13 protein-coding genes are annotated in these 14,682 nt (G+C 44.0%); 2 read left to right on the forward strand and 11 right to left on the reverse strand.

Translation table 11 applies throughout. The annotated features are described in order from the left end of the window. Nucleotides 1–339 precede the first annotated feature (339 nt). From arsC to QUA00_RS31825, 7 genes are all read right to left on the reverse strand, one after another. The gene (gene arsC, locus QUA00_RS31795) at nt 340–735 is read right to left on the reverse strand and encodes an arsenate reductase, glutathione/glutaredoxin type (RefSeq protein WP_333412358.1); all 396 of its coding nucleotides are present in this window, start codon (nt 733–735) and stop codon (nt 340–342) included. Between the two features lie 36 nt (nt 736–771). Beyond that, a complete protein-coding gene (gene arsH / locus QUA00_RS31800) occupies nt 772–1,428 on the reverse strand; it encodes an arsenical resistance protein ArsH (RefSeq protein ID WP_333145634.1) in 657 nt (218 codons plus the stop codon). Between the two features lie 7 nt (nt 1,429–1,435). Next, a complete protein-coding gene (locus QUA00_RS31805) occupies nt 1,436–2,140 on the reverse strand; it encodes an MIP/aquaporin family protein (RefSeq protein WP_333145632.1) in 705 nt (234 codons plus the stop codon). A 104-nt stretch (nt 2,141–2,244) separates the two neighbouring features. After that, nucleotides 2,245–2,586, reverse strand: a complete 342-nt coding sequence (locus tag QUA00_RS31810; protein WP_333412361.1) for a metalloregulator ArsR/SmtB family transcription factor — start codon at nt 2,584–2,586, stop codon at nt 2,245–2,247. 144 nt (nt 2,587–2,730) lie between these two features. Beyond that, nucleotides 2,731–3,846, reverse strand: a complete 1,116-nt coding sequence (locus QUA00_RS31815; protein ID WP_333412363.1) for an inorganic phosphate transporter — start codon at nt 3,844–3,846, stop codon at nt 2,731–2,733. Between the two features lie 233 nt (nt 3,847–4,079). After that, complete coding sequence (locus QUA00_RS31820) at nt 4,080–4,334, reverse strand: hypothetical protein (protein ID WP_333075830.1); 255 nt, start codon at nt 4,332–4,334, stop codon at nt 4,080–4,082. A gap of 177 nt (nt 4,335–4,511) precedes the next feature. After that, nucleotides 4,512–5,186: a HEAT repeat domain-containing protein gene (locus QUA00_RS31825; RefSeq protein ID WP_333412365.1), complete on the reverse strand. Its 675-nt coding sequence runs from the start codon at nt 5,184–5,186 to the stop codon at nt 4,512–4,514. Nucleotides 5,187–5,474: 288 nt separating this feature from the next. On the opposite strand from QUA00_RS31825, the gene QUA00_RS31830 reads away from it, so the two are divergent. Beyond that, nucleotides 5,475–6,728: a transposase gene (locus tag QUA00_RS31830; protein ID WP_333412367.1), complete on the forward strand. Its 1,254-nt coding sequence runs from the start codon at nt 5,475–5,477 to the stop codon at nt 6,726–6,728. Nucleotides 6,729–6,822: 94 nt separating this feature from the next. Continuing rightward, entirely contained in the window at nt 6,823–9,282 is a 2,460-nt protein-coding gene (locus QUA00_RS31835) for a CBS domain-containing protein (protein ID WP_333412369.1), read from the forward strand. A 222-nt stretch (nt 9,283–9,504) separates the two neighbouring features. Here QUA00_RS31835 and QUA00_RS31840 read toward each other — a convergent pair whose 3' ends face one another. The 4 genes from QUA00_RS31840 to QUA00_RS31855 form a co-directional block, all read right to left on the reverse strand. After that, the gene (locus tag QUA00_RS31840; protein WP_333412371.1) at nt 9,505–11,865 is read right to left on the reverse strand and encodes a polysaccharide biosynthesis tyrosine autokinase; all 2,361 of its coding nucleotides are present in this window, start codon (nt 11,863–11,865) and stop codon (nt 9,505–9,507) included. A gap of 328 nt (nt 11,866–12,193) precedes the next feature. Next, the gene (locus QUA00_RS31845; RefSeq protein ID WP_333412373.1) at nt 12,194–12,367 is read right to left on the reverse strand and encodes a hypothetical protein; all 174 of its coding nucleotides are present in this window, start codon (nt 12,365–12,367) and stop codon (nt 12,194–12,196) included. A gap of 537 nt (nt 12,368–12,904) precedes the next feature. Further along, entirely contained in the window at nt 12,905–14,335 is a 1,431-nt protein-coding gene (locus QUA00_RS31850; protein ID WP_333412375.1) for an MFS transporter, read from the reverse strand. A gap of 132 nt (nt 14,336–14,467) precedes the next feature. Beyond that, nucleotides 14,468–14,682 (reverse strand): hypothetical protein (locus tag QUA00_RS31855; protein WP_333412377.1); only part of this gene is annotated, 215 nt, incomplete at its 5' end.

Here is a 14,682-nt window from a genome sequence, read left to right on the forward strand (position 1 = left end):
CCTGTTCAGAAAAGGCTTATTGACAATACTACAACTCAGTTAAAGCTGACATCTTGCACCATTCTCGATTAACAGGCAAGATGCCTGTTCCACAGGAGATTAATTTTGTTGTGGAACAGGCCGAAAAGCCTGTTCAGAAAAGGCTTATTGACAATACTACAACTCAGTTAAAGCTGACATCTTGCACCATTCTCGATTAACAGGCAAGATGCCTGTTCCACAGGAGAGGAATTTTGTTGTGGAACAGGCCGAAAAGCCTGTTCAGAAAAGGCTTATTGACAATACGGCAAGAGCTGAGTTAAAACCGACAAGGCAAGAATTCTAATTTTGACACTAATCTTACTTTAGAGAGTCCACTAATTTCTCAACTCGTGATTTAATTTCATCTCGAACGCGGTGAAAAGTTTCGATGGGTTGTCCGTCGGGATCGTCGAGTTGCCAATCTTCAAACACTTCTCGCAATACCCACGCTTCGGGTAAATTCACGCCGCAGCCACACAGAGAAATTACTGCATCGTAGTCTTCTGCATTGAATTCGTTTAATGGGTTTGATGTTTGATCGGTGATATCAATGCCGATTTCTGACATGACTTGAATTGCTGTCGGATGAACTCTGCTTGATTCTAACCCGGAACTGGTGACTCCAATCTTGCCGGCTCCGATGGTTTTAGCGAATCCTTCTGCCATTTGCGATCGGCAGGAGTTTCTTTTGCAAACAAACATTACTTTTTTCATGGTTTTTGTTGGTTGTTAGTTGTTAGTTGGTGGTTGTTAGTTAGATGTTTCAAGGGCGCGATTTGCTAGTGCGATCGTCTCTTTAGCGGCTTGTTCCTTGCGTTCGCTGTAGCGATCGGTCAAATAGTCGGTTTGCTCCCGCAACAGCAAGGTAAACTTGTACAGTTCCTCCATTACGTCGATCGCGCGATCGCGATAAGGCGAATCCTTCATCGTCCCATCATCGTTAAACTCCTGATAAGCCTTAGCAACCGAAGACTGATTCGGAATCGTAAACATCCGCATCCAGCGACCCAAAATTCTCAAAGTATTGACAGCATTAAAAGACTGCGAACCGCCGCTAACTTGCATCACCGCCAAAGTTCGGCCTTGAGTCGGTCTGACGGCCCCAATATTTAAAGGAATCCAGTCAATTTGATTTTTCATAATGCCGGTAATATTGCCGTGCATTTCTGGACTCGACCACACTTGACCCTCCGACCACAGGCTCAATTCCCGTAATTCTTGAACCTTCGGATGCGTATCGGGAACGCTACCATAAATAGGCAATTCTAGAGGATTAAAAAACCTAACTTCGGCGCCGAAGCCCTCAATAATTTTCGCCGATTCTTCCGCCAACAAGCGACTATAAGAACGCTCTCTTAAAGAGCCGTATAGGAACAAAATTCTCGGTTTGTGCGTAAAATTTGCCATAATGCTTTCACTTAAAATCCCGAAATCCGTTAGATATTTCCCGATAAACTGCGACTGCTAATTGTGCTCCCCAAATAGGAGCAACCCAGTAAACCCAGTGGTGTTCCCAAATGCCACCAACTAAAGCCGGGCCTAGAGAGCGTGCCGGATTCATACTCGCTCCGGTAATCGGCCCCATAAATGCAGCTTCTAACCCTACAGTTAACCCAATTGCTATCCCGGCAAAGCCGATGTGAGCGCGTCTATCAAGTCCTGAACCGAGGATAACAAACATTAAGATAAAGGTCAAAACAGTTTCTAAAATTAGAGACTGCAACCAGTTACCATTGAGAGGGATAGTTGCACCGAGATTTGCTACTTTTCCTAGGGTAATTAGCAGCACTTTAGAAGCTGCGATTGCACCCGCACACTGCCCTAAAACGTAAGGCAAAACTTTGTATTTTGGGAAAAAACCGCTCGCCCAAAACCCTAAAGTTACGGCCGGATTAAAGTGTGCACCGCTGATGTGTCCTAGGGCGTAAATCATCGCAGTTACTACTGCACCAAATACAAAACTGATGCCTAAATGAGTTACGGAACCCGCGCTAGTTTTGTTAACCATCACCGCACCGGTGCCTGCAAAAACCAAAATAAATGTACCTAGAAATTCGGCGATCGCCTCTCGCCTGCAATCTGGCCGAGCACAACCTAACCTCTGACCTGTTGCATCCATCGCTCTCAACTAATTTGTTCCATCCCATCATATCAATAAAATTTGATATGTCAATCATCAAAATAGCCATATCAGTATTTGAGTGATTAAGAAATGTTGATGGGTTAACCCGCGTCGGAACAAGGGCGCGCCGGCAGGATCTGGCAGAAGCGGCGGTATTCGGCGAGGTACTGTTCGAGGGCGACAAACTGAGCTAAATTGAGGCTGTAGTAAATCCAGCGGCCTTCTTGGCGGCTGCGGACTAAACCGGCTTCTTTTAGGGTTTTGAGGTGGAAAGAGAGTTTAGGCTGAGGGACAGAAAGTCGATCGCACAATTCGCACACGCACAACTCCTGTTCCCGCAGCAACTCCAAAATCTGAATCCGCAGGGGGTCAGAAAGAGCGTGAAAGCCAGCAGCAATCAATTTATCTGCAACAGGAGGTGCGCTCGGAGAATTTTTAACCATAAATTACCCTTAAATTTTTATTCAAAAACTCCCGGCGCGATTTCTTATTTTTACCGTTAGATTTCATAAAGTTATTCTTTGATGGCAATCCCCAATCAACTGCGAACTCATTCTCTTCTCTTCTAGGACTAACGATTAATTCTCTTACCGATGCAACACCCAGTAAACGCCGCCGCTGATTACCGCAGCAATTGGCAAGGTCAAAATCCATGATAGTAGAATCTGATAGAAAACGCGCACGTTAGCTTTTTTGGAAATCAATCCTACACCAAAGATTGAACCTACCGAAACATGGGTAGTAGAAACTGGAAGTCCATAGCGACTGGCAGCAATAACTAAAAATCCCGTCACTAAGTTGGCCACCAGCCCTTGACCGGTATTCATTGCTGTAAGCTTTTTGCTCATTGTTTCGGCCACTTTTCTAGCATTCAACAAACCGCCGATCGCCATTCCCAAACCTACTGCTAAACTTCCCCACTGAACTGATATTGATTGACCGACTAACATGAGCGAAACAATTTTCGGAGTATCGTTCAATCCTCGGGCAAAACTGACAATTCCCGCACTCATAAAATGGCAAAGATCTACTAACTTTTGGCTGGGAATTTGTAAGAAATTTCCCAAATACCTTTGCGTGCATTTATCTAGAGAATCGACCGCCACATCAGCGGTTGTGATGCACTTCAGTATGTTAGTTGCATCGGGCTGGGGAATGGGAATAATCTGTTGAATTTGACCAGCGCAAATACACCATTCTTTCTGGATTCCTAAATAAACTCGCAGGTAGCGAGACAGCGCATAAATTAAAGCTCCTAATATAATCGCAATCATGGGACTCAGCAACAAAGGCATTAGAAAACTTTTCTGCAATGCTGTAAAATTAACTTGAGTACCAATTGCTACTAAACCTGCACCGACAAGCGCACCTGTAAGACCGTGAGTTGTGGAAATAGGGAATCCAGTTAAGGTAGCAAGAATAACGGTTAAACCCGCAGCGATCGCGACTGCCAAATGAAAATCTGTGCCATTGGCGATCTCGTCTGGAACTAGCCCTTTTCCCGAAAAGCTTTTTACCAGGGTTTCTGCTAGAAAAATAGAAAATACTGAACCTGCAAAAGTTGTGATCGTTGCCCAACCAATTGCTGTTTTATAGTTCGTCGTCTGACTGCCAAACAGTGTCGCTACGCCTTTAAAATTATCATTAGCACCATTGCAGTATGCTAAAAAAAAGGTGGCGATAAATAGCCCAATAATTAACATTCTCTTACTCAGAATAAGTATGGTTTATTTGAAACAGTTTTTGGTCGGGCCCCCTACAGCACCGAATTTGATTGTATAGACACAGTTGCCTAAAATAAAATAATGAAAATATTAAGATTTCTTTTTGTAATAGGTGAGCGATCGCATCTTAATCTCGCGCAACATGGGCGCGATATTGAACGATACTATAATTAAGGCTCGGCGATCGCTTCCGGTACGCTCAACTCACCCATTCACTTCGGATTCTGTACCCTTGCCGGCACATCTGTCAGTCCGGCCTTTTGCATCAGCGAAATCACCCCTATAGATAGAATTCCCCCAATAATTGCCCCCACAACTACCAGGATGATAAAGACTTTTTGCAGAGTTTTTTTAGTAGCTGGGTGGTACTGTTTCGGCAATGCTTCACCTTGCTCGTCAACTTCTTGCTCCAAGGGGTCTAGCGGATTGGAGGGATTTGAGTTAAAGGGATTGGGCGCTTGATTCATGGCTGGCTTTGGTTAAAGGAGATCAACAACTATTTTAACTTGCGATTTAGCCTCGCAGCTTAAATAATACATTCTGGTTTTACTGAATACTCTATAAATTTTATTAAGATTGCTAAAATACGGATTAACCCGGTTTATTCAATAAACCGGGTTTTTCAACATACTAAAAGTTTTATGTCACGCTTCTGCTTTTGACAGCCGATCGAGAGAAATTGTTGCCGCCTTAGATACTTGAGAATTACTATCTTTTTCTAAGTATTTTAAAGCCGAAACGCTCTTAATACTCGGCAAATTGCCCAAAGCTTCAGCCAGCCTCTGGCGGATCAGCCAATCTTCCGACTGAGCAAAATTGAGGATGCGATCGATCGCCCCAATTTCCTTAATTTCCCCCAAAGCCGAAATTGCCGCCTGCTGGATCACCACTTGCTCGCTGTCGAGAGCTTTTAGCAGCACGTCGCGGGCCCGGGGATCTTTGAGATTCCCCAGAGAAACAGCAGCGCTGAAGCGCACCAGCCATTGAGTATCTTCGTAAAAAGCCCGCACCAAAGCATCAAAAGCTCTGATATCTTCGAGATAGCCCAGAGCACCCGCCGCGTCAGCGCGAATGCCGTAATCCGGGTCTGTTTCTAGCAATTTGACTAGAATAGGATAGCATTCTGCTGTCGGTTTGACCCCAAGAGCAAACACAGCCATCGATCGCACCTGCAAACTTTCGTCGTTCAACACCTTTTTAATCAAAGGCACCGCCTCTGCTGCAGGCACATTCCGCAAGTTGGCCAAAGCCACCATTCGATCGGCGGAATTTTGGCTTTCTAACTTGGCTGCAATTTGCTCTAAGCTTAAAGTTGTCATTATGCCTAATTATTGTAGTAAAACTTTACATTCGGGTTATTTTGATTATAGGGGAGTCTCAGGATAAAAGCAGGTCGTAAAAACCGCCCAAGGATTTGAAATGAATGAGATTGCGGATTATTTCCATTAATCTGAAGCTCAGATTAATGGAAATAATCAATTAGAAAGTCTATTATTTAAGTCGCAAGCACAGGCGAGGTGTTACACTATATCGGATAATCCCTGGACTTTATTGTACATTGCTTAACAAAGCAACAAAAAACTTTTCGTTTCTCCCCACAAAAAATTATGATTGTCGTTGAAAGGCATTACATAGACCGGCAGCATCAGTTTTTTCAACAGTTTGATGACTTATCGTTCCTGTTCAAAAATCTCTACAATCATGGTAACTATTACATGAGGGAACACTTTTTTAACTCTGGGTCTAAAGTTGGCGCTACCCGGAGTATAAAACAGTTATATGCCATCCTAAAACCCACAGCCGACTATAAATCCTTACCTGCTAAAATTAGCAATCAAGTTCTCAAACAAGTTATTCACGATTGGGAGGCTTGGAAAAAGTCAATAAAGGCTTATTACCGAGATATCCATCAATTTTCATCCCCCCCCCGAATTCCTAAATACAAACATAAAACCTGTGGACGTAACTTGTTAATTTATGATAACCAATCGATAGGACAAAGGGGGAAAAATAAAAATAATGGGCTACTTCATTTATCTCAAAGTGACATAATAATTGCTACAAAAGCCCAAGATGTCATAGAGGTAAGGATAGTTCCTGCCACAGCGACCTACGTTGTTGAGGTTGTTTATGAAAAGCCTGTAACGTTGGTGGATTTAAACCCCCAACTCATAGCAGGTATAGATTTAGGGATTGATAACCTCGTCGCTTTAGCATCAAATAAGCCAACATTTACTCCAACTCTCTATGATGGAAAATATCTCAAATCAATCAATCAAGGTTTCAATAAGCGCCGAGCATTTTTACAGTCAAAACTTGAGAAAGGGAAATATACCACACCTCAAATCCAGCAAATCACCTTTAAGCGAAACAAGCGAGTTGAAAACTATCTTCATCAAACCAGCAGTTTGATAGTCAAGCGGTTGGTGGACGCTCAAATCGGGAAGTTAGTTATTGGCAAAAATGTGGGGTGGAAACACAATTTACAATTAGGAAAAAAAACGAATCAGACGTTAGTAGCAATTCCTCACGCCAAGATCATAGAAATGATTACTTACAAAGCTGAGTTAGTGGGGATAAAGGTAACAGTTACAGAAGAATCTTATACAAGTAAGTGCAGCTTTTTGGATTTAGAGCCTGTCGGTAAGCAAGAGTCTTACCAGGGTAAGAGAGTTAAACGTGGGTTGTTTCGGTCGGGTAATGAAACGCTGATTAATGCTGATGTGAATGCAGCATTAAATATGATTAGAAAAGTAAACGGAAACTCACCCTTTGAGGAGTGCAGCAACCGTATAGAGGTGTTTGCAGTTTCACCTGTACGGGTTTCACCTGTACGAAAAGAGCCACAAAAAATCCGGTAATGTCAAGTATTGCCCGGTTTTTTGTGAACTGTTTCTGCCGTTCCCTAAGGCTTTGCCCGATCGTTAGCCGCCCTCTGACAACCTGCAATCCACTATGCCGTTCTACCACCCACCCTTTTACTCCTCAGCCTTAGAACAAGCGATCGATCGCTACCCCCTCACTGCCGGGCCAGAAACTTCCTTAGCAGTGGCGATCGCCCTGATGAGTCAGTTGCGAAACAGTTGTCCCCTAGTCAAAACACCTGTACCCTCAGACCGGGGGGGGATGACCGAAACATCCACGCCGGAAAAGGTGCGGGCCCGCTGCGTGTTCGTCGTGCAGAACCAGCAGACTATTACCACAGGCAACTTATCCGACAACCCCAGTCGCGGGCTGTTAATCGGCATATTAACTCCCGCCGACTTAGTGAGGCTGATAGCTTCTGGCACAATAGACAACCAGCACAAAGTAGCCCTGCACAAAATACCAATTTCCGAAGTGATGTCCCCGGTGTCGGTCTCCCTCACAGAATCCGATGACCAAGACGTGTTTACCGCCTTATCCTTATTTCGCCAGCACAAGATTCGCTATTTGCCGATCGTCAATCAATTTCGGCACTTGGTAGGAGTGCTGACACGGGAAAGAATTCGCCAAGTATTGCAACCTTCAAACATTCTTAAATTGCGGCGGGTAGCAGAATTAATGACTACGCCAATTACAGCGCCCCACACCGCCTCGCTGCTGACCATAACCGAACTGATGTCAGAGCATCAAGTCAGTTGCGTAGTGATTACAAAAAACAAAGAATTAACAATGGAGAAGCCCAAAGATGACTATACCTCCATTTTTCACTATTCCTTTCACCAACCCCTGGGAATTATTACCGAATATGACATTGTGCAGGCACAGTTTCTTGAACTAAATTTCAAGCAAACCCTAGCTCAAAAAGTCATGAGAACTCCCCTGCAATTTCTTCAACCTTCCGATTCCCTATGGACGGCGCACAAAGAAATGCAGCAGCAACAAGTGCAGCGGTTGGTCGTGTGCGGGGGGCGCGGAGAACTGTTGGGAATTATTACTCAGACCAGCTTGCTCAGAGTCCTCGATCCCACCGAAATGTACCGAGTTGTCAAACAGTTGCAGCAGTCGGTTTATCAATTGCAAGCCGAAAAAGTGGAACTGTTGCAAAGCCGCAACGCCAAACTGGAACAGCAGGTGCGGGAACGGACTGCAAAACTCCACGAACAATTGCAGCGCGATCGGCTGTTAACTCACATTTCTTTGCGGATTCACCAATCCTTAAACCTCGAAGAAATTCTCAACGCCAGCGTCGATGAAGTCCGCCAAGTTTTGCAAGCTGACCGAGTAGCAATCTTGCATTTAGAACCCAGTAATTACGGCATTGTAGTGGCAGAATCCGTTGCCGAAAATTGGCCTTCAATCTTGGGAGAAATCATGCCGCATAATATTTGGCAAGAATCTGCTTCCGTGGTCGAACAGGAAATTTATGCGGTTCCGGATCTCGACCAAGCCTGTTTGAGCGCCGAAAAATATGCGCGGTTCCAGCAAGCGCAAATCAAAGCTTATTTGATTGTACCAATTTTGCAAGACGGCAATTTGTGGGGGATGATGTGTGTTCATCAGTGTTCCAAATCCCGTCAGTGGCAGCCTTCGGAAGTGGATTTGCTGCTGCAACTGGCAACTCAAATCGCGATCGCCATTCAGCAAGCCCAACTCTATCAGCAAGTCCAAAATCTCAACACCGACCTCGAACGCCAAGTCCAAGAACGCACCGCCGAATTGCAGCAAAAAGTTCACGAACTCCAGCATTTAAACGTCCTCAAGGATGAATTTCTCAGCACAGTTTCTCACGAACTGCGGACGCCTTTAGCTAATATAAAAATGGCTATTCATATGCTGCGAATTTCTCCCACACCAGAGCGGCGCCAGATTTATCTAGAAATTTTAGAAACAGAATGTACTAGAGAAACAGATTTGATTAATGCTTTGCTAGATTTGCAGCGGCTCGAAGCTGCAACTTGTCCGATCGACCTCGAACCAGTAAACTTAGAAATCTGGCTGCCTACTATTATCGACCCGTTTTACACCCGGGCCCACGACCGCCACCAGGATTTGCGAGTAGAGTGCGATCGCCACCTCCCCACGATCAGTTCCAACCGCGCTAGTTTGGGACGAATTTTAGCCGAGCTCCTCAACAATGCCTGCAAATATACTGCCAATAACGGCGAAATTTTTCTGAAAGTTGAGTGCAAAAACGGAGACTGGGAACAAGGAGGACAAAGGACAAATTCGCGACAAGCAAGTGCTGTGGCTTCAGAAATCCAATTTACACTCAGCAATCAATCGTCCATTTCCAGAGAGGAATTGCCTCGAATTTTTGAGAAATTTTATCGAGTTCCCAACGCCGATCCTTGGAAACAAGGAGGTACAGGTTTGGGTTTAGCTTTGGTTCAAAAACTTGTCGAACAGTTGCAGGGAAAAATTGAGGTTGATAGCAGCAATGGCTGGACTAATTTTATCGTCACATTTCCTACCAACCCGGATGGAAATTAGTCCGCCATCAGTCAATTTGAGATTTGAGATTTGAGATTTGAGACTTGGGCCTAAGAGGTTCGGCAAGCGCGAGCTTCAAGTCGCGCTGAGTCGAACGATTTTAGATTTTCGATTTACTCCACAGACGAATCTGGGAGATTGAACAAGAGTCTAAAATTTTGGGAGTTCCATGAATGCTGTCGGGGGTTGGTATCGATTTTTTGGGGTCATCTTTGTTGGGTATCACTCTTTTTTGGGAGCTAGTTTGCGGATACGAGACGGTGCTGGTGTCAAATTCAAATATTCATTTTTATCTTCAACAACTGATGATCTCGATGCTGCTGAATACTTCTTGCGTTTAGGGGCATGATTCGCAACTGTGCCCAAGCATGGTATGCCAAAATTTTCTAATTGACTGAAAACTTTTTGGACTAAAGAAAAGGGAACCTGGCGAATTGCTACAACCATCAGTATGCCATCGGTGCGCGCCGCTAAAAAATTCGTATCTTTACTGTCCGCCAACGGCGGTGTATCGTAGATAACTAAGTCAAATTTTGCCTGAAGTTCTTCCATTAAATATTGCATCTGAGATGATGCCAGCCGTCTGGCAGTACCAGGCTCCGGGAGACCGGCAGTTAATACAAAAAGATTATCTGCTAGATGCGATCGTTGGATAATTTCATTGGATTCGTTTTTATTGTCGAGCAAGTTGCTCAATCCCTTGACATTAGGGAGTTCCAACAGCAAGTGCAGGCTGGGCGAATGGAAATTTGCGTCTACTAACAGCACTCGCTGACCCGCCAGCGCTGCCACGTGAGCTAAGTTTAAAGCAACCGTAGATTTGCCTTCGCCAACTGTAGCCGAACCAATTGCCAAAGAGCTAATCGTTCGATTTGAAGAAAGAAAGCGGATATTAGTATAAAGAGAGTCAAAAGCTTCTATAAATTCCGCAGCCTTTTTCTTATTACCCTCTTTTCCTTCCAGATAAGCATAGGCATTAGCAATAGAAGGCTGCAATTTTCTAGCATTTTTGTCAAGAGGAATTGCTCCCAGTAAAGGCGCTTCAACCGCATCTTTAACGTCCTCAGCACAGTAGAAAATATTGCGGAACTTTTCAATGAGGATAGCAGCTCCAAGACCCAAAACTAGCGCCCCAACAACTGCCATCACAAATTTGTTTTTAGCTTTCGTGGCAACTGGAATCAGGTTGCCCTTAGCATCTCGCGGTATCTGTGGTTCAGAAATTATTTCCCAAGGGACTTGGCTTTGAGCTGCTTGGACGCGCAGAGTTTCCCGCTGGCTTAAAAGTTGATCGCGGGTGCGGGCGGCTACTTCTAATTGCTGTTGCAGTTCGTTGTAGCGGCGGGCTATGGTGGGGAATTCTGTTGCTTGTCGGTTTAAATTGTTTTTAGTTTGGCTGATTGCCTGACGGCGAGCTTCTAAGACTTCAACTTGGTTAGCAGTATCAACCAATTGTTTAATCAAGCCTATGCGAATAGAATTTTGAAAATTCTGAACTTTAGAATTGGCTTGGGTGCCTACTAAATTTTGCCCCAAAATTCTATCAGTTTGCTGGTTGAGCAAAGCTACTAAATTTGCCCGCTTGCGCTCTAAAGCTTCCACTATAGGGTTAGCAGATTTAAAACGAGCTGTTTCTACAGCAATCTGACCTTCTACTTCCTTAACCTTGGTCAGCAACTCTTTATATTGAGGTTCTTCGCTTAAAGCGGAAGCGGCAATAGCTTCATTTGGTGTAAAATCTAATTGTTTTTGCAAGTTAGCGTACAGCGTTTTCTGTTCTTGCAGTAGCCTTTGAGTTTCTAACTCTAAAGTTTCTACGGTACGAACTTGCTGCATTAATTGCGCGCCTTGTTCTTGAGGATTGGTAATCTTTTGCTGCTCCTGTATCACCTGTAACTCCGATTTCAGCTTGTTTACGCGCTTATTGAGTCCCGGAAGCTGGTCTTCAATAAAAATAACACCTTCACCAATGCGAGTCTTGCGTTCGTCCAGACTGTACTTTAAATATTTCTTTTTAGTTTCTTGTAAAACGAACTCAACTAATTTAGGATCGGTCCCCATGAAGCGAACTTCCAAAATTTTAGTCAGCGTCATCATATCTTCTCCCACCCGCAAAACGACTAATCCTTTTTTAAGAATTTCCTCGGTAACTTCTGGATATCGTTTTTGGACTTGTTTAACAATAGCCGACAGCATCTGAGGACTCTGGAGAATTTGAAGTTGAGTTGCGTAGTCCAAACTAAAAAAATCTCGACTAGGGACTCCCCCCCCATCGCCGCGATTGGCTAGGGCAGAGGGGTCAGCAATTCTGGCCTCCGTTGTCACGGGTTCCACTAGCATCCGAAAATCGGCTTGATATGTTTTCTTGCCTCCCTTGATCTGATAAACAGCTCCAGCCCCTACTATACCTATAATCCCAATAATGATTAGGGCTTGTCGCTGAAAAGTCCTCAACAACGGCTTTAGATTCAATCCTTTCTGAGGCTGCGCGCTTAACTCTTCTCCCTCGTCAACGGAAAATTGCTGCACCTGTCGGCTCTGGTTGCTAATGGGTACGATATGAGCATCCTGTTCTCTTTCCATGTTGACCTCTTTGATATTGTGTAGGTAAAATCAGCTTTCTTCTGCGAGCCTTCGGGTTGATACTTTGAGCATTGGCTTAAGGATATCACACGAAATTATTGGTTGGTCGAACCCACTTCCTTCTAATAGTTCTCACTACTTTCACATAGTATACAAAAATAACTAAATCCCTATGCTATGCCGGCGGCAAAAGTTCTTTTACAACTGGTGGAGAGTTATATCAGACTGCATTTGGCTCTGCTGCGTTGTCCTTGTATTTAGGGTTCCCGGGCGACGAAGCAAACTTTTTCAGGTGTCGCTCAGCTTCGCGACAGGGGGTTCAATAACTTTACCAAACTTTTACAATTGACCCTAACACCTCAGCCGCCGCTTGCGCTGGTATTGGTTTGTCCTCTATGCCATTTTTCGGTTCGCAGTCCACGGCAGAAGCACTTGTTAACTTACCCGCTAACTGATCGGCTAAAAAGTTTTGCATTTCCCATGTAGATATAATTAGCCACATTCAGCAGATTTTTTGTAACGGCAACTAATCGAATCAATTTCCGATAAAAATCTGTTTCTTCTTTTAATTATAAACTTTTTGAGGATCTGGATGACTGATTAAGTATATAGACTTAGTGAGCGTCATACTTATATCACAAACTACTCTCTATAGTGCGCGACAGACATAAAATTTAATAATTTGTGTTCTCAAGCTCGATCGACATCTCGAACAACTCAAGCATTCGGGGTTTTTCTATCGGGGCGGATGGCGCTGGGCGATTTATGTATTTTCATAAAAAAACTAGGTTTCTGGGTTCCGGGGCTATTACTAAAACTATCGCTTTGATTTGTCTTCCGAGCCAACTATAGCAATCCTTTAGGTAAACGCGCAACGGGCTTTTTTGGGAATTAACCGATGCCATAAGAAGATGACACATTGTTAAATAAAAAAAGAGTTAGCACCCGATGGGAGGATTGCTATTGATAGCGCCAGGATTAGCTATTGGGAGTTGTTATTTTGACCTTTTACTAATTGCCAACTACTCCTTATTAGCGCTTACTGCTTTTGCGCTTTTCTTTCTCGCAGTTTCAACAATATTTCTGCATGAACTTCGCGGGTTATGGGATAAAAATAGGTAAGAATCATGCCAGCAATTAAAGCAATGGTGGGCAGTGGCCCGATCGCAAATCGAATCGCAAAGAGCGCAGAATCTGGCTGTACGGGTGCCTGCTGTCCCGGAACGGTAGATAGAAATCCAGCTCCTTCTAATGCTTGACCTACCAACCACAAACCCCCTGCCAATCCGATTTTTTGCAGCAGTACCATAAACGAATAGAAAACCCCTTCGCGTCTTTCTCCTGTTTGCAGTTCGTCGAGTTCAATCACATCCGGTATCATCGACCAAGGTATTAGATAAGCCGTGGAAACTCCGACACCTGCCATGACTGCTAATATGTACATCTGCAATACTTGTCCGGGTTGGAGGAAAAACAGTCCAGCTTGGGCAATAATCCACAAACTCATGCCCATAAAATATACGGCTTTTTTGCCGTATCTCTCGCTGACTTTACTCCAAACAAATAGCATGATTAATGCAGTGCCTTGAACTGCGATCGCAACCAAGCTAAAAACGTACTGTGGCTGTTGCATCCAGTTAACAACAAAGTAGGGAATAATAGTAGCAGTCAACTGCACTCCCAGCCAAGAAAAAAGATAAATTCCAATGACGTACAAAAAAGGGCGATTGCTAAATGCAATCTGCAACTGTTCTTTCAGTGGCAAGGATGTAGAATTATCGAGTTCGGCGTTTTCTAATAGTTGGGCTGCGACGTGCTTGCGAGTTCCCAAAACACACCAGTACAAAGGCAAGACAGAGATAACTGCACAGATTGCACCTAATACTAAATATTGTTGATTCGGGTTCTTTTCAAATACAGCAAAGATAATTAGAGCTAAGATTAATGAAAAGATGCTGCCGCCAATAGAGAAAGCAAATCTAAAACTATTAAGGCTAGTGCGTTCGTTGTAGTCTTGAGTAAGTTCTGGAGTCAGGGCAGTGTAGGGAAGATTGACAGCCGTGTAGGCGGTGTTGAACAAAATGCTGATTGCAACATAGTACCAAAATAACACTGTGTGATCCGTGCTAGGTACTATCCATTGCAATAAGAAGAATATGCCGAAGGGAATGCCACCATATATTATCCAAGGATATCGGCGGCCCCAAGGGTGAGAAGTGCGATCGCTCAAAACCCCCACAATCGGGTCATTTATGGCATCCCAAACCTTGCCAACTACCAAAATATTGCTGGCTAAGCCTGCAGGTAAACCAGCGACATTGGTAAAGAAAACTAGGAGGTAAAATGCCAAAACATTAGCGGTAATTGCCGGGCCGAGGTCGCCGGCACCGTAAGCTAATTTTGTTGAGAGGCTGAGTTTTTTTGTTTTGGGGTTGTCGGCGGCTGGCCGAGGCCCGGAAGTGTTGCTCATAAACTTTGATGTCGGGATTTTTTGGCAGTCACAGTCTTTCCAGTAGGAGTATAACTCGCGCTACGCCCTAATACTAAGTTTTTTGTAGCGATCGGGATTATTCTGAAGACTGGGTAATTGGTAATTGGTAATTTATAGATTTGTTGGGGCGGGTTCACCAACAATAATCGCCCCAAAACAAACAATCTCAAAAACCCGCCCCAACCCAACTTTCCAAGCCAAATGTACGTTCAGATTTACGGTGGGGTGGGGGCGGGTTTTTATAAATTGCAGGGTAAGCTCATCTAATTTAGTATAAATTGTACTTGACAAAAAGACAAATATAAAAAATGTGGTATTTACGTATT

The sequence above is a fragment of the Microcoleus sp. T2B6 genome, from assembly GCF_036700475.1.
Taxonomy (GTDB): Bacteria; Cyanobacteriota; Cyanobacteriia; order Cyanobacteriales; family Microcoleaceae; genus Microcoleus.